This is a genomic window from Ruegeria sp. BE9 (genome assembly GCF_056538765.1).
The window spans coordinates 191,934-212,208 of the sequence record NZ_JBQFTS010000005.1; the positions used below are offsets into that span (position 1 = coordinate 191,934).

Sequence of the window (20,275 nt, forward strand, 5' to 3'; positions counted from 1 at the left end):
CGTTGGTGATCGGGCCGCCTATCCGCAGAGAGGTCCCATGTCGCGCCTAAGCTCGATCCGCCCGAGCAACCTCGTGTTGCTCGCCGCTGCTCCGTTTATAATCTATCTGTTTGCCACCTCCTCGAAATACCTGCGTTCGCTGATTGCGATTTTGGGGATCGGCAACAATGCAGGGCCGATTTTCGTCGGGTTCCTGATCATTCTTACAGTGGCCATTCTGGGATATCTCTGCGCCCGCCATGCGCGGTTCCATACTGTTGCACCAGCTTGGTTGCGTTTAGCAGCCGTGGCAGCGTTGCCATCAGCGATTGCATTGGCGGTTTTGGGCTTTGTTGCCCCCCAAGTGCTGATGCCTTTCGCAGAATCCGTCTTTTTTCATGCGCTCAGCGAAAACACATCGACTCTGATCGACCGATCTTCCCAGACTTGGGTTCTATTCCCCGAAGTCGTCGCGAAAGTGCAGACCGGCCTGCAAGTCGTACTAGTGGTTTATGCCTTAGTTGTTGCAACCATCCTCTGGTCTTCTCGTTTTTCTAAAGCGTTGCGTGGATATGTGCAGTTGGGGTTAGAAATCCTCACTGGTGGGGTGCTGTTCTACTTGATGTTCATGGCGCATTGGCAGTTTGCGACCGGGGTGGCGATTACGTTCCGAGCGGCCATTTTCGCCTATATATTTGCTGCAATTCTGGGCCTGATTTGGGTAGGGCTTCAATCATTCAAACCCAAAGCGCGCACGACCGTCACGTATGGCTGCATCAGCCTCGCCCTGTTGGCGGCGTCAGCGTTCTTCTTCATGCAGCCCAAGGTTCAGTATGAGTTGGTGGGCTCTCTGGATGCGCGCATCGCAATTGTCCGCGGTACGCCGCAGGCCCAAGCTGACGTGATCCGATTTGGCGAGTTTCAAGAGGGAGAAAGTCAGCAGTTCCGCATCCGCAGCGCGCCAGATGCTGCCACCGCGCTTGAGCAGATTGAAACGGTAGAAAGCGTTTCAGGCGCCTTTGTTCCGGTCGGCACGAACACCAAGGGATACCCAGTGATCTGGCAAACCAGCTTCTTGCCGGACTCGTATCGCAATCCGGCTCTCGCGTTCGCCGTTTTTGGCTTTCTGTTGCTGACACTGACCGTTGGCGGTGCCCAACACAAATTGCACCCATTGGCAGTAGGTGCTGAGTTCTTTGTTGATACCATCCGCGGCATTCCAATGCTGGTGATCATTCTCTACATCGGCCTGCCTCTGGCGGGTGCGGTCAAAGATGCCACCGGCGGTGGCATAGACATGACCAACATGACACGAGGGATCATCGCGATTTCGGTCGGCTACTCTGCCTATATGGCCGAAATTTTCCGGTCTGGCATCGAGGCCATTCCAAGAGGGCAGATTGAGGCTGGCGGTTCGCTGGGTCTGTCGCGATGGCAAACTGCGCGGCTTATTATCCTACCGCAGGCGCTACGCATCGTAACGCCTCCTTTGGGGAATGAGTTCATTGCGATGATCAAGGACACCTCGCTGCTGTCGATCCTGTCGGTTCGCGATATGACCCAGCGGATGCGCGAATTTCAGGCAGCCAGTTTCCTTCCCTTCGCACCCTTTAACACAGCGGCAATTTTGTACGTCGTGATCACACTGGGTTGCGCCAGTTTCCTAAAATGGATTGAGCGCCGAACGGCGAGGGAAGACCGATGAGCAAACTGGAACTGGGGGTTTGTTACTACCCTGAGCAATGGGATCGGTCGCTTTGGCGCGAAGATGCGAGGCGGATGGTTGAGATGGGTATCGACTGGGTGCGCATTGCCGAGTTCACGTGGGGTCTGATCGAACCCGAACGTGGTCAGTTCAAATGGGATTGGCTGGATGAGGTGATAGAAATTCTGGGCGATGCGGGCCTGCGCGTAATGATGTCCACGCCAACGGCTGCTCCTCCGAAATGGCTGATCGATGAACATCCCGAAATTCTTCCGGTCGGCCCAGATGGCCGGGTGAGGGGCTTTGGATCTCGGCGACACTATTGCTTTTCCAGCGATGTTTACCTTGCCGAGTGCCGCCGGATCGCAACCGAGTACGCACGCCGTTATGGCGAGAACCCGCATGTTCACGCTTGGCAGATCGACAATGAGTATAACGACCACGACACAGTGCTCAGCTATTCGGATGCGGCGCGCGACGGTTTCCAACGCTGGCTAAAAGACCGTTACGGATCCATCGATAACCTGAATCAAACATGGGGCACTGTATTCTGGGCATCAGCCTATTCCGGCTTTGGCCAGATCGAGTTGCCCAATGGTCTGGTGGCCAATCCCAATCCAACCCACGCACTGGATTTTGCGCAATATTCCTCAGACCGGGTAAGACTGTTCAACCGGGCTCAGGCGGACATTCTGCGTGCGTTCTCACCTGGCCGCGATATCACCCATAACTTCATGGCGGGCAGCTTTGAGTTCGACCACCATACCGTGGCCAAAGATCTGGATATCGTTGGCTTCGATAGCTATCCGCTGGGCAACTTGTTGGGCTCATCCCTGACCGACGAGGAAAAACACCGCTATTTGCGGACCGGAGCGCCAGACTATCAGGGGTTTCATTGCGATCTTTACAGATCACAGGGCAAAGGGCGGGTATGGATACTAGAGCAGCAACCTGGCCCGGTTGATTGGGCCGAAAAGAACCCTTCCCCCGCAGACGGAATGGTTCGGCTGTGGACTTGGGCAGCCTATGCCCACGGGGCGCAGGCGGTGATGTACTTTCGCTGGCGACAAGCCAAGTTCGCCCAGGAGCAGTTCCACACTGCGCTGTTGCGCTCGGACGGAAGCCCGGATCAGGCCGCATTGGAAATGGCTCAGGTGGTAAAAGAGCGTGCGTCGCTGCCCGCGGCCACGTGTGACAAGGCATCGGTGGCCATCTTACTGGATTACCAATCAATTTGGGCCGCAGATATCCTGCCGCACGACGATGCCTTCCCCAATGCTCAAATCTTTCGCGAATGGTATGCTGGGTTGCGTTCTCTGGGGGTAGATCTGGACTTTGTCGGACCCGAGGATGATTTGACGGGCTATAAACTGATCGTTGTCCCGCAAAGCATGATCGTATCATCGGATTTGGCGACAAAGTTACAAAACAGTCAGGCAAAGCTGCTCATCGGGGCTCGGGCGGGCAGCAAAACGATGGACATGCACACGCCGCAAAACTTAGCCCCGGGTGAATTGGCTGAGTTGACCGGTGTTCGAGTGAAACGCGTGGAGTCGTTACCGGATCTGGCTCGAGAGACAGTATGCCTAAGCGACGGTACGCACCATGAATTTACTGGCTGGCGTGAGATCATTGAAACCGAACAACGCGTAATCGCCCGCTTTTCAAGTGCTTACAGGGATGGAAGTCCTGCAGTCGTGCAATCGGATCGGGCCATGTACTTTGCAATGATCCCGCGTGGCGAATTGTTGCAAGCAGTACTGACCGACGCGCTTGAATGGGCAAACGTTCCTATGATGAAATGTGACGCAGATCTGCGCATCACATATCGGGGGACTTTGGGTTTTGCTTTCAATTACGGAGCCAAACCAAAGGCGCTGCCAGAGGCAAGAGGTCGGCAATACTTGATCGGATCAGACTTGATCCCTCCGCATGGGGTGTCAGTGTGGCAGAACCATTAACCGACCCTAGCCTAAGGGATTCCGCGATTGAACAACGAAGCTGGCGCCCCCAGTTTCAATGCACTGATTGGGGTTCTCTGAGTGTTGAAGGTGTTTGCGGGAGATTATCCTTTGGCTTCGATGGCAACGGCACACGCTGGGATTTCCTGCCCGTTCCACACGACGGAAGTGGCATTGTAGTTGATCAGGAATGTGTGATTTTCCGTCTCGCGACGCCGAAGGCCATCGGGCATGGATTGTAAGTCTAAATCAACCTGCTTAGCTGCCAATTCAATCAGCCTGTCCCACAGTGTTTCGTCAGGGAATCCAGACAAATACCAAACGCTGTCATTGCCCTTTAGCGCGCTTGTCCCGTCCGCGTAACCCAATAAGTCTTTGGCGTCGCCAGACACACGATCTATCCAATGGAGCGCTGCACCACCGCCGATAACCTCTCGCTTCACATTAGGCGGCAGGGTTTCAACCAATTCCACCTCACACTCCAGACTATGCAAACCAGGGCGTCCCGTTTCTGGGATCTGAAAATCTCTGGTTATTGCACCGCTGCGTGGGCCGAGTATTGCTAGGTCGCAATTGCCTGTCAGGCTTTCTTCCAGCGCTCCTTCTATGGTCGCCAGACCAGGTGCCAGAACCAATTTGTAACGCTCGTCGGGGATAGCTGTCGGCGATACAAAGTCCACGGACAACCCCGCCCGTCGAAGGGCGCGATAGGCCGAGAACACCAGTTTGAAATAGTCAAATCCTGCGCCCTGGGGCTGGGTTGCCCAAGCCCAGTGAGAAGCATAGTCGAACACTATGGCGACCTGCGCCTTTGACTGAGTTATTTGCCCCAATTGTTCAAGGATGTCAGCGGCTTCGCGCGCCTCAGACAATGCTGGGGCAGGGCGGTCGTTTGGCGTGAATAACCCGGCGTGCATTTGTTCCTGGGCAAACGGAGCCTGCCGCCACCGAAAATAACTGACGACTTCCGCCCCATGGGCGACGGCTTCAAGCGACCATAGCTTAACCATACCGGGCAGAGGCGCAGGGTTGTAAGGGGCCCAGTTAACAGGGCCCGGCTGTTGTTCCATGACCCACCAGCGCCCTTTACCGACAGCGCGGTAAAGATCATGGTGAAAGGCCTGCATATCGGGATCACCTTGTTGCAGGAACCGCGTCTTATGGTCTTCATCTGCCTCTAGGCGATCAGAAAGAAATCCAATCGGGTAACTGTCCCAAGTGGCGATATCCAGGTCGGCGCCTACTTTGAAGTGATCAAAGTCCAGAATGCGGCCCATATAGTTATGCAACAACGGAGCATCTGTCAGGGGCCGCAAAACATCCACCTGCGCTTTGTTGAAGACCGCAACTTGGTCCGAACTAAACCTGCGGAAGGCTAAAACATGAGCAGGATTAGGTTCGGTGACCGTCAGGTTTGGCAGTTCAATCTGGTCGAACGTGGCGTATTCCATTGACCAGAAGATGTTACCCCAAGCTGTGTTGAGCGCGTCGATGGTGCCGTACTGTTCGCGCAGCCAGTTTTGAAAAGCACGCAAAGCAACGGGGCTATAGCTGATGGTTGTATCATGGCAGCCGTATTCATTGTCGATCTGCCACGCCACGATGTGTGGGTTGCGGCCGTAACGCTCGCCCATTATCTGCGCAATTCGTTCGCATTCTTCGATGTAACCCGGGTGGCTAAAGCAATAGTGCCGTCGAGAGCCGAACTTGCGGGATTGCCCGTTTTCGTCGCACGCCAGCATATCTGGGTGTTTGTCGAGCATCCAACGCGGAGGTGTTGCCGTTGGCGTCCCCATTACGATTTTCAGGCCAGCTGCACCTAAAACCTCTACCGCCCGGTCCAGCCACTCAAAGCGCAAGTCTTCAGGCGAGGGCTCTAGTCGGCTCCACGCAAACTCGCCGATCCGAACCCACTTCAGGCCAGTTTCTACCATGCGTGCGGCATCTGCCGGCCACATCTCTTCGGGCCAGTGTTCAGGGTAATAACACACGCCAAGTTCAGGCTTCATAGGATGACCTTGTGTTCAGGTTGTCCTTTGCCGACCTCAGTGGCCGCAAAGGTCATGCCATTGGAAGGGTGGCTTAGTAGGGTCTCTTCGTTCAACCCTTCGCGCGCTGTTGTGCAAAATAAGGTCGTTAGATCGTCACCACCGAATGCGGGGCAAGATGTGTGTGCCGCCTCAAAATCGACCGCTTTCAAAAACGTCCCGTCTGGGCTGTAGGCCGCGACGCGGTGTGCACCCCATTGGGCAACCCAGACATTCCCATCGAGATCGACGACTGCGCCATCCGGGTTTAAACCTTCGACTCGCAAATCCAGAAACACGGTGCTGTTCCCCTCGGGCCAGCCGGTTTCGGCATTAAGCTTCCAGCGCATAACCTTTTTTTCGGCTGTGTCTGCGAAATAAGCGCAAGAGCGGTCTGGTGCGAAACAGATTGCGTTTGAGATTGTTACGTCTTGTACCAACTGACGCAGTTCACCTCGCCAAAACCTATAGATTGATCCTGCGCCTTTTTCGGCATGTTTGCCCATAGTCCCGATCCAGAAACCACCCCAAGGATCGGCCCTTCCGTCATTGGACCGGGTTATGGGGTTATCCGTTTCCAGCGGTACGACGAGCTCTCTCTCTCCGGTGGCCAATCCGAACCGCCATAGTCCTGTTTCCGAGGCGATAATGAGCGTATCGTGATCCACCCATCCGGCGGCTGAAACGTGTTCGGGAAACTGACAGCTTTGTTGGGCACCTTTCTCCTGTGTCAAAAGGCGCTTGTTTACAATGTCGAACCAAAAGAGCTGCTTCCGCTCAGGATGCCATAGCGGACCCTCGCCCAATTCGCATGGGCGATCATCAAAGACTGTGCTCATCCGGCGGCCTCGTCAAAGGCCGAAACGATCTGTTGAGCGCGGTTCGCTATCTCTGAGGCGGACATGCCGGGTTTGAACAGGGCTGAACCAATTCCAAAACCATCTGCTCCGGCTTTGATCCATAGCCCAAAGTTCTCTGGCCCCGCGCCACCAACGGCGTAGACCAAAGTGCCGTTGGGCAACACGGGACGCAGCGCAGCCAACCCAGTTGGGCCAGCCAACACGCCGGGGAACAGTTTTAATCCAGTCGCCCCGGCCTTTAGTGCGGCAAATGCTTCGGTCGGAGTATACACGCCCGGCCAGCTTTCCAGCCCAAGTTCACAGGTTCTGGAAATAACGTCCGTATCGCAGCTTGGCGACACGATCAGTTTGCCGCCAACACTCGCCACGTCATCGACCTGCTTGGGGGTCAGAACGGTTCCTGCACCTATCAAGGCTTGGCTGCCAAAGGCCTCTGTCAGGATGCCAATGCTATCCAAAGGGTCCGGAGAGTTAAGCGGGACCTCAATCTTGTCTATACCTGCTTCGATCAGAGCACGCCCTGCGTCTAAAGCTTCTGCCGGTTTTAAGCCGCGCAAGATTGCTATGATGGGGCGGCTCATGCGGTTTGCCTCGCGAGTACACGGGCCTGTCCAAGGCCCGCTAGTGTGGATCGAGTACTGTTGGCGGTCTCGACAAAGGCACCTTGTTGCTGAAGGGCTTTGGCGTAAACTTCGGATAGACCTTCGGCGCCAATAATCGCGATTTGCTGACCAAGCCAATAAGCTCGTGTTGCGGCCAATTCTGCCCCAATCAAATAACCTGAAAGCCGCGCACGCGCCACACCAGCGTCTTGCCCTTCCAGCAAATCAGCGGCGCGAAGCCCAAACAGACGGGCGGCCAACTGTTCAGGTTTCGACAATGTGTCGGCGGTAGCTTCAGCAAAGGCCGTATCGTCCCATCCGTCCGAGACCGAGTGCTTGAGAACCGATTGTCCCCGCAACAAATCGAACATTTCTCCGGTCATGAACGTTCTGAAGCTTATGACTTCGCTGGCACTGACTTGGACCCACTTAGTATGGGTGCCGGGTAGGCAGATAACGCCGTCCCAGTTTTGGCGGTCGGCCAGGAAACCGGCGATCTGGGTTTCCTCACCACGCATCACATCCGGGGGTGAGTTCTGCTTTAACCCTGGCACCACAAATGCGCGGATCCGCGGATCACTATTCGGAACACGTACCGGGGGAACCGGGGTCGCCGCGCATGGCACTGCAGAGTAGGGGGCCTCAACCCAACCTTGCCTTGCGCCGACCATGCCGCATGCCACAACGTCGACAGGTTCAGGCCCCAGCCAGTCTTCGATCAGGTCGAGCAGCGCCGCCTGAAAGTCCCCCTTGGCGACACGCACCATGCCTTGATCCGATTGCGACTGTTTCAAAACAGTGTCACCCTGCATGGCCCAAGCCCGCAGATGAGACGTTCCCCAATCGACAGCGATCCATTCGGTCTTCATGGTTTTATCCCGTTACTACGACGCCGCCATCGACAGCCATGCATTGGCCGGTCATGGCCCGGCTGGCCTCGGAAGCAAGGAACAAGGTCGGAGCGATCATGTCCTCGGGCGTCAGGTGTTCTTTGAGACATTGGCGATCCAAATGGGCTGCCAAGTCCTCTGGCGTGGCCCACATGTCTAGCTGTTTTTGGGTCAGGACCCATCCCGGAGCGAGCGCATTGACACGGATTTTCTGCGGTCCTAACTCGCGCGCCAGCGAACGCGTCATACCGGTGATCCCTGCATTCGAAGTTGTATAGATTGGGTATCCGGCATTTCCCATCATGTAGCTGATCGAGCTGAAATTGACGATTGCGCCACCTTGCCCCTTCATGTGCCGGGCTGCTTCCTGACAGGCAAAGTAATACGCTTTGAGGTTCACCTCGATCATCCAGTCCCAGAACTCCGTTGTGGTTTCTTCCAGTGAATGGCGTTGGTCATTGGCGGCATTGTTGATCAGAACTTTAATCGGGCCATGCGCTTCGGCTGCGGTTTTCATTGTGGTGTGCAGCAGCTCGGTATCTGTCATGTCGCCCTGCATAAACAAAGGTTCACGGCCGTGTTTGTCGCGCATTTCTTCGACGAAGCCACTGGCATCCGAACGGCCAATGAAAGCTACGTTCGCACCTTGGGCCAGAAACCCATCCGTCAGTGCTGCTCCGACGCCAGAACCTCCACCGGTGATATAGACCGAGGCGCCGTTCAAATCGTGGAATGTGGCTGTTTGTTCCATCAATGGCTCTCTCTGGTAACAAGGCGGGTGTCTTTGCCAACAAGGAAGTCTAGGTCTGCGCCTTGATCGGCTTGCAGAACGTGGTCGATATAGAGTTTCGCGTAGCCGCGGGTGTAATGCGGGTCGTCCGGTTGCCACGCTGTGCGGCGGGCATCCAGTTCCTTTTGTTCGACCAGCAGCTCGAGCTCGCCATTGCTGGCCGAAACGCGGATACGGTCACCGGTCTTGACCAGCGCCAGAGTACCCCCTGCCTGAGCTTCGGGGCTGACGTGTAGGATTACCGTGCCGAACGCAGTGCCCGACATACGTGCGTCTGAGATGCGGATCATGTCCCGCACGCCTTCTTTCACCAGCCGCGCTGGGATTGGCATGTTGCCGACTTCGGGCATGCCGGGATACCCTTTGGGGCCACAGCCTTTGAGTACCAGAATAGTCTCAGGCGTCACCGGCAGGTCTTCGCGGTCGATATTTGCTTTCAGGTCTTCGATGCTCTCAAAGACATAGGCTTCGCCTTCTGTTTCAAGCAGATCATCCGTCGCGGCCGAAGGCTTCACTATCGCTCCGTTGGGCGCTAGGTTTCCACGCAACACACGCAGGCCAGCGGCGTGTTTCACCGGGTCATCAAAGGAGCGAATGACATCGGTGTTAAAGCACTCTGCACCTTCGTAGTGGGCCGAGATATCCCGGTTCAGTACAGTTTTGGCCGGTCGCAGGTAGGGTTTTAGCTCGTTCAGAACGACTGGAACACCGCCCGCGTAACAGAAATCTTCCATCAGATACTTGCCCGAGGGCATGCAGTTTACCAGCAGTGGTATCTCTGAGCCGATTTCGAAATCCTTGAGCGTTAGGTCTACACCTACGCGGCCTGCCAAAGCCAGTAGGTGAACCACTGCATTGGTCGACCCGCCAACGGCGGCATTTGCGAGGATGGCGTTTTCGAACGCTTCCTTTGTCAGGATGTCCGAAGGCTTAAGGTCCTCGTCCACCATCTCAACGATCCGTTTGCCGGTCAAATGTGCCAGAGCCATGCGGCGGGCATCAACGGCGGGCAGGGCAGCATTTGTCGGCAATGACATACCCATTGCTTCAACAAGAGACGCCATAGTCGAGGCCGTGCCCATAGTCATGCAGACACCTGCGCTGCGGGACATACCAGACTCAGCGTTCATGAAGTCCTGAAGAGTCATCTCTCCGGCCCGAACAGCTTCGGAGAATTTCCAAACGTCCGTGCCCGAGCCGATATCCTGTCCGCGATACTTACCGTTCAGCATCGGACCGGAGCTGACGACGATCGACGGCAGATCGACCGAGGCCGCGCCCATCAACTGCCCGGGCGTGGTTTTGTCACAACCTCCCAGTAAGACCACGCCGTCGATGCCATAAGCGCGGATGGATTCCTCGACATCCATTGCCAGCAGGTTGCGGAACAGCATAGCAGTGGGTTTCATCTGGGTTTCGCCCAGCGACATGACGGGGAATTCGACTGGAAAGCCTCCAGCCTCCCACACGCCACGCTTTACGCCTTCGGCCAGATCGCGCAGGCCCGAATTGCAGGGGGTGAGCTCAGACCACGTGTTACAGATGCCGATGATCGGGCGCCCGTCGAAGGCGTGATCGGGAAAGCCCTGGTTCTTCATCCAGGATCGGTGGATAAACCCGTCCTTATCGAGCTTTCCGTACCAATGCTGTGAGCGGCGTTTCTTAGTCATTCGCTGAGCCCTTTCAAGCGGCTTTGGCGGGCTGGCACCAATCCGGTAGCCAGTCTGAATGTGCAGTCAGAAGGTCTGTCACCAGATTGCGGATTTGGCGTAAGTCTAGTTCGGCCGCGGTGTGAGGGTCCATCATCGCTGCGTGGTAGATGTATTCGGGGTTCTGCTCGGTCAGGGCGCGCACGGTCAGTTCCTGAACGTTGATCTGCGATCGCATCAAAGCGACCAGTTGCGGCGGGATGTCCGTCACGACCGAAGGCTGGATACCGTTCGTGTCGACCAAACAGGGCGTTTCGACGGCAGCTCCCAATGGCAGTTGCGGGATTTGCCCTGTGTTTGGCAGGTTGCCGTACGCCACATAGGGCGTATCGGTGACGATGGCGTTCATCAGGTCAGCAGCAAACTCGTGGCTTCGGGTGACCTCGATGTTTCGCCCGTCGGTCAGGGTTTTGGCCTGCTCTTTCCAGCTGGCGACCTGCTCTTCGCAGCGCGTTGGATATTCATCCAGCGGTATGCTGAACTGGTCGATCAGATCTTGCCGTCCGTCTTTGATAAACCAAGGCACATACTCGGCCAGATGTTCCGAGCTTTCGGTGCAGAAATAACCCAGATGATCCATCACCTCATACCGGACTTTGTTTGCACAGCGCGGCATCAACAGTGGTGGCTTCGGTAGGTGTCCGCTGGCATAGCCCTGCCTTAGCGCCGGATAAAGATCGCGGCCTCCATGCTCGAGCCGCAGGAAAAAGGCGACGTGGTTCACACCCGCGACCTTATAGCGGAATCCGTCCTTGGTCAGGTCCAGATCATGGGCCAGTTCCTCGACCGTATTTTGTACGGAATGGCAGAGGCCGACATGTTTCAACGTCGGAAACTGCTCGGCCAAGGCCCAGGTGTTGATCGCCATCGGGTTGACGTACTGCAGCAAAGTTGCCTTCGGGCAAAGCTGCATCATGTCGTGTGCTACGTCCCAAAGAACCGGAACCGTTCGCAAGCCGCGCATGATGCCTCCTACGCCGAGTGTATCGGCGATGGTTTGGCGCAGACCGTATTGTTTGGGGATTTCGAAATCCGTGACCGTGCAGGGTTTATAGCCACCGACCTGGAAGGCAGTGATTACAAAATCCGCGCCATCCAGCGCCGCACGGCGTTCGGTGTGGGTTGAGACTGTTGCACCCGTTCCGACAGAACGGATCATCGCGCGGGCCACAGCCTCACTTTCAGCCAGCCGCTCGGAATCGATATCCATCAGGGCAAAATGGCTATCTGCCAGCGAGGGGGTGAGCAGAGCATCCCCCACGATATTCTGCATGAAGATCGTGGAGCCCGCTCCGATAAAGGTGATCTTTGTCATTTTGCAAACCTTTGGCTTGACGTCATTTCACAGCCCCGAGGGTCAGGCCCGCGATGAAGTGTTTTTGCATCAGGAAGAACATGGCAACTGGAGGCAGCGCGGCTACGATCGATCCGGCGCTCATCAGTTGGTAGGCGGCCCGGAATTGGGCGTTGAAACTGGTGATCCCTGCCGTGACCGGCTGGCTTTCGGCGCCTTGGGTCAGAACAACGGCCCAAAAATAATCGTTCCAGATAAAGGTAAAGATCAGCACGCTGAGCGCCGCGATGGCGGGTTTCATCAGTGGTAGAACAACGTACCAGAAGATACGCCATTCACTGATGCCCTCGACGCGGGCAGCCTCGATCAGTTCAAAGGGCAGGGCGCGGATAAAGTTGCGCATGAAGAGGGTGCAGAACCCTGTCTGGAATGCGATGTGGAACAGGACCAAGCCAGTTTTGGTGTTGTATAGGCCAAGTTGGAGGGTCAGGTCGCGCACCGGAACCATCAGGATCTGGAAGGGTACGAAGTTGCCTGCCACGAACATGAAAAAGATCCAGAGGTTCGACTTGAACTTGTAGATCCCTAGAGCAAAGCCGGTCATACAGCTGAGCGCTACCGCACCGATCACCGTCGGGATGGTGATCAGGAACGAGTTCAGCAGATATCGCGGCATGTCCGAGTTGAAGAACACCTGTCCGTAGTTGAACGCGCCCTCGAAACTGGACGGGAGTCCCCAGTAGTTCGCATTGGTGAAATCGGCCTCGGGCTTGACTGAAAAGAGGGCAACGGCCAGCAGCGGGCCTAACCACAAAAGCAAGGCCAAAGGCAACATTGCCTGATAGGTGATCTGCGCTGCGCGGGGTTGTTTTTCGATAGGTTTGGGAAACATCTCAGTGCCCCTTTTCTTCGCGGTACATCGACCACAGGAAGTAGGCGATGAAGCAGAGCATGATCAGGAATAGGATCACCGCAATGGCTGCGCCATAGCCCATGCGGAAGCCGTATTCGGAGAGCGCGACCTCGAACATGTAATAGGCCAGTACGCGTGAGGAGCCGAACGGCCCGCCCTGGGTCATAATCGAGATCAGGTCGAAAGACCGCAGCGCGCCGATAATGGTGACAACGAAAGCGATGAAAGTGGCAGGGCGTAGTTGCGGCAGGATGATATGCCACAGCATCCGCAGGCCCTTTGCGCCGTCCAGACGTCCTGCCTCAATCTGTTCAGGGTCCACTGCGTTCAAACCGGTGAGATAGAGGATCATACAATAAGCCGTTTGCGGCCAGAGCCCGGCGAAGATGATGCCGTAGGTCACCAGCGTTTCATCCCCCAGAACGTTCAGAGGCCCTAGGCCGAACAGGCCAAGGAATTCGTTTAGCAACCCGAAAGTTGGATCGTAGAACCATGTAAAGACAAGACCTACCACGACCTGCGAGATCACGAAGGGGAAGAAGAAAAGCGATTTATAAAGCCGGATGCCCCAGACGGTTTGGTTCAGGAACAGGGCAATGAACAGACCTGCCGGGATCGCTGCCAAATACAGGATCAACCAGATCAGGTTGTTTTTGAGCGAGATATAAAAGGCGTCTCGATCGACCCATTCCCAGTACAGATCTTCGTAGTTGCGGAACCCGATATATTCAGCAGAGCCAAGCCCATCCCATTCATAAAGCGACAGGTTGAAGGACTGAAAGACCGGAATGATCACATAGACCATGAAGAACAGCATGCCTGGCGCCAAAAACAGCCAGGGCGCAATGCGTTGTTGATTCCTGTGGAACCAGCTTTCCTGTTCTGGAGTGTCGACGGCTGACATATAAATACTCGGGTTGGTTCAGTTGAGTAAGACGGGTTGTTACCCGCCTTACGCTTGATGAGGTGCAGGCCGGGCTAGAGCCCGGCCTGACCGGTTTAGTTCTCGTAGATGCGGCTTCGTGCGCGTTCCAGCTTGGACAGAATACGGTCGAGGTTGTCGGGCTTCACCATGAACTCCTGGAAACCTTCCATCGAAACCTTAGCCATTTCCGCAGGTGCGTCGCGGTCCCAGAACTGAGCGACGCCGCCCGGGCTGTTGGAGGACAGCATCTCAAAGCCTTGCTGCAGGAACTTGTCCTCATCCACCGAGGATTGGGCGTTGATGGGCAGCTGGCCCAGGTTGGCGCCGTTGTTGATCTCGGTCTGTACGTCGGGCGAGACGACGAAACGCAGGAATTCGCGTGCCGCTTCTTTGTTCGAGGCATTCGCCGGGATATGGAACGTGTCGGTCGGGGCGTCCTCGGCCAGTTCAACATCGGGGTTGATCGCGACAAACTGATAGAAGTCCAGCTGATCGTCAGTCAGACCGGCCTCACGCAGAGGTGCCACAGCAAAGTTGCCCATCAGATAGGCGGCTGCGTCTCCGTTGACCATGAAGGGTAGGGCTTCTTGCCAGCTGTAAGTCTGGTGATTGTCGATGAACGCGCCCATGTCGATCAGCTGTTTCCAGTTGGCGAAGGTCTGCTTAACTCGATCATCTTCCCAGCTCACCTCACCGTTGGCGAGTTGCTGGTGGAAGTCGAACCCGTTGGTGCGCATGTTCAGGTAATCGAACCAGCCGCCAGCTGTCCAAAGGAACTTAGTGCCGATGGTATAGCAAGCCCGACCTGAGTCGATAATCTTCTGACAATTGACCAGCTCTTCTTCCCATGTGGTCGGTTCGGTCAGGCCCAGTTCGTCAAAGATATCTTTGCGGTAGTAAACACCCCACTGATAATAAGTGTAGGGTACACCCCACTGCTTGCCGTCGATGGTCATCGCGCCTTTGGTCGAGGCGAGATTGTCAGCGATCTCAGGCTCGGCCCACAGGTCAGAGACGTCTTCGAACAGCCCAGCCTCGACATAAGGCTTCATTCGGTTGGCCGCGTACCAGTTAGCTACGTCCGGGGTATCAGCTGTCAGGAAGTTCCGGATCTGCGTCTTGTAGGCCTCGCGATCGATCACCGTGGTCTCGATGGCCAGATCGGGGTGTTGTTGTTGAAACTTTTCGATCATCGCTTCCATCGTCGCACGCGGCGCTGGGTTCGATGTGTCAAGAAAGATGCGCAACTCGCCTGTGAGTTCGGCAGCCGCCGGGGCCGTTAACGCAACGCTGGCGGCCAGTGCGGCCGCCGTGCGCTTGAACATGGAATGCATAGTTTCCTCCCTTAGCTTCCACTTTGGTTCCAAATAGTGAAACCAAGTTTTATATATTGAAAACTACACATCGACTCAGTTAGTCTTGTCAAGACCCTTGCGCCGAGACCGGCCAGGGATGCGGAGGAGAACAGACACCCGTGGCAGGTGACGGAACCATAGGCAAAGCATGCGATGTGCTGGATCAAGTAGCAGCATTCGGGCGACCGGTGCGGTTCGCTGAATTGTTGGAAAGTAGTACTTTTCCTAAGGCTACCTTGTATCGGTTTCTACAATCGCTGACCAATCAGGGTATGCTGTCGTACGATCCCGACCGCCAAACATATGCGCCGGGAATGCGGCTGGTGCGTCTGGCTCATGCGGCATGGACGCAAAGCTCATTGGCGCCGGTCGCGCGGCCGTTTCTGGATGCGCTGAGTCGGGAGACAGGCGAGACAGTACATCTGGCGCAACTAGATTCCAGCCAAGTTCTGTACGTTGATAAGCGCAATGCGGCTCAACCAGTCGAGATGTTTTCGCAGGCTGGTAAAGTTGGGCCTGCCTATTGCACAGGCGTAGGCAAGGCAATGCTGGCGTTTCTGGATGAAGAGGCGCTGTGCAATGCGGTTGCCCAGCAAAGCTATCATCGGTTCACCGAAAAGACTTTGACGTCCGAGCAAGCTCTGCGCGCGGACCTGCAGCTTATTCGCCAACGTGGTTACGCCATTGACGATGAAGAACACGAACCCGGCATTATCTGTATTGCCTGTCCGATCCTGACTTCGGGCGGACGAGTGCTGGGTGCAATTTCAGTAACTGGGTCCACCGGACGAATGGGGTTCGAGCAATTAGAGAGCTGGATACCCCACGTGCGGCAAGCGGCCGACCAGATTGGAGCCGAGGCGCAGGCCTGGAGGTTCCCCGAAACCCGCCAAATGGCCAGTAATGACAGGATGCAAGCGACATGACCGGCGTAACTCTGAATGGTGCCATTAAACGGTATGGTCAAACACAGGTGATACACGGGATCGACCTGCAAATTGAGGACGGTGAATTCTGTGTATTCGTCGGCCCGTCGGGGTGTGGAAAGTCGACCCTTTTGCGGATGATCGCCGGACTTGAGGAAACCTCAGAAGGTGAGATTCGCATCGGCGCGCGCGACGTTACGCACATGGATCCCGCGAAACGGGGCGTGGCAATGGTGTTTCAAACCTACGCTCTTTACCCGCATATGACCGTGGCCGAGAACATGGGTTTCGGGCTGCGCATGAATGGGGTGGCTAAGGCTGAAATTAATAAGAAGGTTCAAGAAGCCTCAAGCATTCTCAAGCTGGACCAGTATCTCAAGCGTAAGCCCAAAGCGCTGTCCGGCGGTCAACGCCAAAGGGTGGCCATTGGTCGGGCCATCGTGCGTGGTCCAGAGGTTTTTCTGTTCGACGAACCTTTGTCCAATCTGGACGCCGAATTGCGGGTAGAGATGCGCGTTGAGATCGCGCGGCTGCACAATGAAATTGGTGCAACCATGATCTATGTGACCCATGATCAGGTCGAAGCGATGACCATGGCCGACAAGATCGTCGTTTTGCGCGATGGGCGGATTGAACAGGTCGGTGCTCCGATGGACCTGTACCGCGATCCGGACAATCGCTTTGTCGCTGGGTTCATCGGATCTCCTGCTATGAATTTCCTGGAGTGTGAGATTGTGAACGGAAAAATTTCTCATCCAGCGTTTGGCGAGCCTTTGGATGCGCCTGCCAAAGTACCCGCGGGTTTGAGCAAGGTTACCTTGGGTATTCGTCCCGAACATATCGAAGTAAACCGCGCTGGAGACACATGCACGGTTGATTTGACCGAAGCGTTGGGAGGCGTGAGCTATACATATTTGCTGACACCGAACGGAGACAAATTAATTGTCGAAGAACGCGAAGACCAGCGCAGCAAACAAGGCGAGCGCATTGGTTTAACAGTTCGTCCCGAGCGCGCGATGTTGTTTGATCCCGAGACAGGGCAGCGTCTGCGGTAACACTGAAATAGCACGTGAGCAGAAGCGCGCCGATCCGATGATCTGGCGCGTTTTTTTTGGCCAGATTTCATCTGGATTTTGTATCCAATATCCGATATGGCGGGTTCAAAGGGCCAATTCTTTGGGCCCGACGCTGCTTTCTAAAAGGATGTAACCGATGTCGACCAATGTTTTCACCGGCACTATGCCTGCGCTCATGACCCCCTGTAAGGCTGATCGAACACCCGATTTCGACGCGTTGGTCCGCAAGGGGCAGCAGATGATCCAAGAGGGCATGTCGGCTGTAGTCTATTGCGGTTCGATGGGCGATTGGCCGCTGTTGACTGATGAGCAGCGCATGGAAGGCGTCGAGCGTCTGATCGGCGCAGGTCTTCCTGTTGTGGTGGGGACGGGTGCGATCAACACCCACTCGGCAGTTGCGCACGCTGCGCATGCGCAAAAAATGGGTGCTGTTGGCCTTATGGTTATCCCGCGTGTTCTTTCTCGCGGCAGCTCTCCTATTGCTCAGAAAAACCATTTCAAGGCAATTCTATCTGCTGCGCCGGATGTTCCTGCTATCATTTACAACAGCCCGTATTACGGTTTCGCGACCCGCGCGGATTTGTTCTTTGCATTGCGAGCAGAACACCCCAACTTGATTGGTTTCAAAGAGTTCGGTGGTGAGGATGACCTTCGCTATGCCGCTGAAAACATCACCAGTCAGGATGACCAGGTGACCCTGATGGTTGGCGTCGATACCGAGGTATACCACGGCTTTGTTAACTGTGGCGCGACTGGGTCAATCACAGGCATTGGCACCGCGCTTCCGAAAGAAGCGTTACTTCTCGCCTCTCTTTCCAAAAAGGCTGCACTAGGTAGCGCTGAAGCACGTCAACGCGCCCAAGAGCTTACTGATGCGATCCATGTGCTTTCCAGCTTTGACGAAGGCCCGGATTTGGTGCTGTATTACAAGCATCTTCTGGTGCTGAATGGTGAACAGGAATACCGTCTGCACTTTAACGAAACGGATGAGCTAACCGATGCGCAACGTAACTACTGTGAACAACAGTATGACTTGTTCCGTACTTGGTTTGCCGATTGGTCCAAGCAGGGCGGAGTGATCGCTGAATGCATGTGATCGACAGCCATACAGGGGGCGAACCTACACGGGTCATCCTTGATGGCGCCCCCGATCTTGGTGATGGTCCTCTGGCGGAGCGTGCGCATCGTCTGGCAACCGAGCATGAGGCGTTCTACCGGTCAATCATGCTTGAACCGCGCGGCCAACCTGCAATGGTCGCTGCGTTGCTGGTTGAACCGGTCGATCCGTCCTGTGTGACCGGTGTCATCTACTTTGACGTAGATGCGGTTCTTGGCATGTGCGGCCACGGAACAATCGGTTTGGCGGTTACTCTTGCGCACATGGGTCGTATCGATGTCGGTCGCCACCGGATCGAAACCCCTGCCGGTGTAGTGACGGTCGAGTTGCATGATGCGAATACCGTGACAGTCACGAATATCGAAAGCCGCCGTGTCGCTGCAAACGTCGCACTTGATGTCCCAAACTACGGTGTGGTGACTGGCGACGTAGCATATGGGGGCAATTGGTTTTTCATTGTAGACCCAAGCCCCATTTCTGTTGAGACAGGGAACATCCATCAACTCACCGAGATGACCATAGCGATCCGAGAGGCTTCGATCGCTGAGGGGACCGGCGGCGAATTGGGTGAGCCGATTGATCATGTGATCTTTCAGGATGCCTCACCCGATCCCGACGTTCATAGCCGAAACTTTGTTTTATGCCCCGATGATAACTATGATCGATCACCTTGTGGAACGGGAAGTTCGGCGCGGCTTGCCTGCCTTGCAGCTGATGGTGCGCTAGGCCCGGGGGAAGAGATCGTTCAACACAGTGTCATCGGCAGCGCCTATCGATTGTCTTACCAACCTGGCGCAAACGGTGGTGTTATTCCCTCCATTACAGGGCAGGCTCACATCATGGCCGAAGCGAAGTTGGTCTTTTCAGAAGCAGACCCATTCCGGTTAGGGATTGAGTTATGACCCAGCAGGTTGTCGTGATCGGGGCCGGTGTCATTGGCATCACGACGGCACTGGAATTGCAGCGCCGCGGGCATTCAGTTCTGGTTCTGGACCGAGATGGTGTCGCGGCGCAGGCCTCGGCTGGGAACGCCGGGGCGTTCGCCTTTCCCGAAGTGGAGCCTTTGGCCACGCCGGGAATTATGCGAAAAGCGCCCAAGTGGCTGATGGATCCACTTGGTCCTCTGTCTGTTCCTCCGGCATACGCTTTAAAAATTGCGCCTTGGATGCTGCGGTTCTGGCGCGCGAGCCGTCCGGATCGCTACAAAAATCTGTTAAGCGCGCAAGCCAGTTTGATGGACCTTTCCCGTTCTGCCCTGGATCGCCTGATCGCTTCCGTCGACGCCGAGGCTTTAATGCAGCGAGACGGTCAGATGCAGCTTTACGAAGGCGAAGCCGAATTTCGCGCGAGCCTTCCCAATTGGGAGGTGCGCCGGGCGCACGGGATCGAGTTTGAGTTGCTGGAAACCCGTGATGCGATTGCCGAGAAACAGCCCGGCCTTAGCCCACGATTTACGCATGCTGGGTTTACGCCCAATTGGTTCAACATAATTGATCCGAAAAAATGGGTCGAGCATCTGGCTCAAGCCTTTCGCGAGCGAGGCGGCCAGATCGAGGTGCAGGACATAACGGCACTGACGCCGACACAAAACGGAGTGCGGATTACTCTGGGCGAAAGTGTATTGGACGCAGGCAAAGTGGTCGTCTGTGCAGGCGCCTGGTCCCATCAACTTGCTCGAACGCTAGGGGATCATATCCCGCTGGAAACTGAGCGTGGGTACAACACGACTCTGCCTGAAGGCGCCTTTGATCTGCGCATGCACCTGACTTTTTCGGCGCATGGTTTTGTTGCCAGCCGCATCAATGGTGGCGTTCGTATCGGCGGGGCTGTCGAACTGGGGGGGCTGACCTTGCCTCCAAATTATAAACGGGCGGATACATTGCTGGACAAGGCGACGCAATTTCTGCCGGGGCTTAAAACCGAAGGTGGGACGCAGTGGATGGGCTTCCGCCCCTCATTGCCCGATAGCATCCCGGTTATTGGGGCGTCCTCGAATGCGCCAGAAGTTATCTATGCCTTTGGGCATGGCCACTTGGGCCTGACACAATCTGCCGGCACTGCTGAACTTGTCGGAGCTTTGGTGGACGGACAGGTTGCTCCGATTTCAGTCACTCCGTTTTCTCCGGCAAGATTTTAGGGGACATAA

General features: G+C 55.8%; 17 protein-coding genes. 7 read left to right on the forward strand and 10 right to left on the reverse strand.

Annotation, left to right across the window (positions count from 1 at the left end; translation table 11 throughout):
* The first annotated feature begins 37 nt into the window (after positions 1 to 37).
* Positions 38 to 1,684, forward strand: a complete 1,647-nt coding sequence (locus ACR0EO_RS15070) for an amino acid ABC transporter permease (protein WP_480691318.1) — start codon at positions 38 to 40, stop codon at positions 1,682 to 1,684.
* Positions 1,681 to 3,645, forward strand: a complete 1,965-nt coding sequence (locus ACR0EO_RS15075; RefSeq protein ID WP_480691319.1) for a beta-galactosidase — start codon at positions 1,681 to 1,683, stop codon at positions 3,643 to 3,645. Before ACR0EO_RS15070 ends, ACR0EO_RS15075 begins: the two co-directional genes overlap by 4 nt.
* A 104-nt stretch (positions 3,646 to 3,749) precedes the next feature.
* On the opposite strand, the gene ACR0EO_RS15080 is transcribed toward ACR0EO_RS15075, so the two are convergent.
* The 10 genes from ACR0EO_RS15080 to ACR0EO_RS15125 form a co-directional block, all read right to left on the reverse strand.
* Positions 3,750 to 5,654 (reverse strand): beta-galactosidase, encoded by a 1,905-nt coding sequence (locus ACR0EO_RS15080; RefSeq protein WP_480691320.1) that lies wholly within the window; start codon positions 5,652 to 5,654, stop codon positions 3,750 to 3,752.
* Positions 5,651 to 6,511, reverse strand: coding sequence for an SMP-30/gluconolactonase/LRE family protein (locus tag ACR0EO_RS15085; RefSeq protein WP_480691321.1), 861 nt, complete (start codon positions 6,509 to 6,511; stop codon positions 5,651 to 5,653). The genes ACR0EO_RS15080 and ACR0EO_RS15085 overlap by 4 nt, the downstream gene beginning before the upstream one ends.
* Positions 6,508 to 7,113: a 2-dehydro-3-deoxy-6-phosphogalactonate aldolase gene (locus ACR0EO_RS15090; protein WP_480691322.1), complete on the reverse strand. Its 606-nt coding sequence runs from the start codon at positions 7,111 to 7,113 to the stop codon at positions 6,508 to 6,510. The genes ACR0EO_RS15085 and ACR0EO_RS15090 overlap by 4 nt, the downstream gene beginning before the upstream one ends.
* Complete coding sequence (locus tag ACR0EO_RS15095; RefSeq protein ID WP_480691323.1) at positions 7,110 to 8,003, reverse strand: 2-dehydro-3-deoxygalactonokinase; 894 nt, start codon at positions 8,001 to 8,003, stop codon at positions 7,110 to 7,112. The genes ACR0EO_RS15090 and ACR0EO_RS15095 overlap by 4 nt, the downstream gene beginning before the upstream one ends.
* 4 nt (positions 8,004 to 8,007) lie before the next feature.
* On the reverse strand, positions 8,008 to 8,775 hold the full coding sequence (locus ACR0EO_RS15100) for an SDR family NAD(P)-dependent oxidoreductase (RefSeq protein ID WP_480691324.1): 768 nt from the start codon (positions 8,773 to 8,775) through the stop codon (positions 8,008 to 8,010).
* The gene (locus ACR0EO_RS15105) at positions 8,775 to 10,484 is read right to left on the reverse strand and encodes an IlvD/Edd family dehydratase (RefSeq protein ID WP_480691325.1); all 1,710 of its coding nucleotides are present in this window, start codon (positions 10,482 to 10,484) and stop codon (positions 8,775 to 8,777) included. The genes ACR0EO_RS15100 and ACR0EO_RS15105 overlap by 1 nt, the downstream gene beginning before the upstream one ends.
* A 13-nt stretch (positions 10,485 to 10,497) precedes the next feature.
* Entirely contained in the window at positions 10,498 to 11,838 is a 1,341-nt protein-coding gene (gene melA / locus ACR0EO_RS15110) for an alpha-galactosidase (protein ID WP_480691326.1), read from the reverse strand.
* Between the two features lie 22 nt (positions 11,839 to 11,860).
* Positions 11,861 to 12,709 (reverse strand): carbohydrate ABC transporter permease, encoded by an 849-nt coding sequence (locus tag ACR0EO_RS15115; RefSeq protein WP_480691327.1) that lies wholly within the window; start codon positions 12,707 to 12,709, stop codon positions 11,861 to 11,863.
* A 1-nt stretch (position 12,710) separates the two neighbouring features.
* Positions 12,711 to 13,634, reverse strand: coding sequence for a carbohydrate ABC transporter permease (locus ACR0EO_RS15120; RefSeq protein WP_480691328.1), 924 nt, complete (start codon positions 13,632 to 13,634; stop codon positions 12,711 to 12,713).
* Positions 13,635 to 13,729: 95 nt separating this feature from the next.
* Positions 13,730 to 14,989 carry an ABC transporter substrate-binding protein gene (locus tag ACR0EO_RS15125; RefSeq protein ID WP_480691329.1) on the reverse strand — a complete coding sequence of 420 codons (1,260 nt, stop codon included), beginning with the start codon at positions 14,987 to 14,989 and terminating at the stop codon, positions 13,730 to 13,732.
* A 140-nt stretch (positions 14,990 to 15,129) separates the two neighbouring features.
* Between ACR0EO_RS15125 and ACR0EO_RS15130 the strand changes: the two genes are divergently transcribed.
* The 5 genes from ACR0EO_RS15130 (at position 15,130) to ACR0EO_RS15150 (ending at position 20,266) form a co-directional block, all read left to right on the forward strand.
* The gene (locus ACR0EO_RS15130; protein WP_480691330.1) at positions 15,130 to 15,936 is read left to right on the forward strand and encodes an IclR family transcriptional regulator; all 807 of its coding nucleotides are present in this window, start codon (positions 15,130 to 15,132) and stop codon (positions 15,934 to 15,936) included.
* Positions 15,933 to 16,991, forward strand: coding sequence for an ABC transporter ATP-binding protein (locus ACR0EO_RS15135; protein WP_480691331.1), 1,059 nt, complete (start codon positions 15,933 to 15,935; stop codon positions 16,989 to 16,991). Before ACR0EO_RS15130 ends, ACR0EO_RS15135 begins: the two co-directional genes overlap by 4 nt.
* Before the next feature lie 157 nt (positions 16,992 to 17,148).
* Positions 17,149 to 18,108, forward strand: a complete 960-nt coding sequence (locus tag ACR0EO_RS15140; protein WP_480691332.1) for a dihydrodipicolinate synthase family protein — start codon at positions 17,149 to 17,151, stop codon at positions 18,106 to 18,108.
* Positions 18,099 to 19,031 (forward strand): 4-hydroxyproline epimerase, encoded by a 933-nt coding sequence (locus ACR0EO_RS15145; protein ID WP_480691333.1) that lies wholly within the window; start codon positions 18,099 to 18,101, stop codon positions 19,029 to 19,031. Before ACR0EO_RS15140 ends, ACR0EO_RS15145 begins: the two co-directional genes overlap by 10 nt.
* Positions 19,028 to 20,266 carry an NAD(P)/FAD-dependent oxidoreductase gene (locus ACR0EO_RS15150; RefSeq protein WP_480691334.1) on the forward strand — a complete coding sequence of 413 codons (1,239 nt, stop codon included), beginning with the start codon at positions 19,028 to 19,030 and terminating at the stop codon, positions 20,264 to 20,266. Before ACR0EO_RS15145 ends, ACR0EO_RS15150 begins: the two co-directional genes overlap by 4 nt.
* Positions 20,267 to 20,275: the final 9 nt, after the last annotated feature.

Coding starts and splice junctions, on each gene's coding strand:
- melA (WP_480691326.1), bottom strand. CDS start 11,838: ATGACAAAGATCACCTTTATCGGAGCGGGCTCCACGATCTTCATGCAG.
- ACR0EO_RS15090 (WP_480691322.1), bottom strand. CDS start 7,113: ATGAGCCGCCCCATCATAGCAATCTTGCGCGGCTTAAAACCGGCAGAA.
- ACR0EO_RS15075 (WP_480691319.1), top strand. CDS start 1,681: ATGAGCAAACTGGAACTGGGGGTTTGTTACTACCCTGAGCAATGGGAT.
- ACR0EO_RS15070 (WP_480691318.1), top strand. CDS start 38: ATGTCGCGCCTAAGCTCGATCCGCCCGAGCAACCTCGTGTTGCTCGCC.
- ACR0EO_RS15085 (WP_480691321.1), bottom strand. CDS start 6,511: ATGAGCACAGTCTTTGATGATCGCCCATGCGAATTGGGCGAGGGTCCG.
- ACR0EO_RS15150 (WP_480691334.1), top strand. CDS start 19,028: ATGACCCAGCAGGTTGTCGTGATCGGGGCCGGTGTCATTGGCATCACG.
- ACR0EO_RS15145 (WP_480691333.1), top strand. CDS start 18,099: ATGCATGTGATCGACAGCCATACAGGGGGCGAACCTACACGGGTCATC.
- ACR0EO_RS15100 (WP_480691324.1), bottom strand. CDS start 8,775: ATGGAACAAACAGCCACATTCCACGATTTGAACGGCGCCTCGGTCTAT.
- ACR0EO_RS15120 (WP_480691328.1), bottom strand. CDS start 13,634: ATGTCAGCCGTCGACACTCCAGAACAGGAAAGCTGGTTCCACAGGAAT.
- ACR0EO_RS15115 (WP_480691327.1), bottom strand. CDS start 12,709: ATGTTTCCCAAACCTATCGAAAAACAACCCCGCGCAGCGCAGATCACC.
- ACR0EO_RS15135 (WP_480691331.1), top strand. CDS start 15,933: ATGACCGGCGTAACTCTGAATGGTGCCATTAAACGGTATGGTCAAACA.
- ACR0EO_RS15140 (WP_480691332.1), top strand. CDS start 17,149: ATGTCGACCAATGTTTTCACCGGCACTATGCCTGCGCTCATGACCCCC.
- ACR0EO_RS15105 (WP_480691325.1), bottom strand. CDS start 10,484: ATGACTAAGAAACGCCGCTCACAGCATTGGTACGGAAAGCTCGATAAG.
- ACR0EO_RS15095 (WP_480691323.1), bottom strand. CDS start 8,003: ATGAAGACCGAATGGATCGCTGTCGATTGGGGAACGTCTCATCTGCGG.
- ACR0EO_RS15080 (WP_480691320.1), bottom strand. CDS start 5,654: ATGAAGCCTGAACTTGGCGTGTGTTATTACCCTGAACACTGGCCCGAA.
- ACR0EO_RS15125 (WP_480691329.1), bottom strand. CDS start 14,989: ATGCATTCCATGTTCAAGCGCACGGCGGCCGCACTGGCCGCCAGCGTT.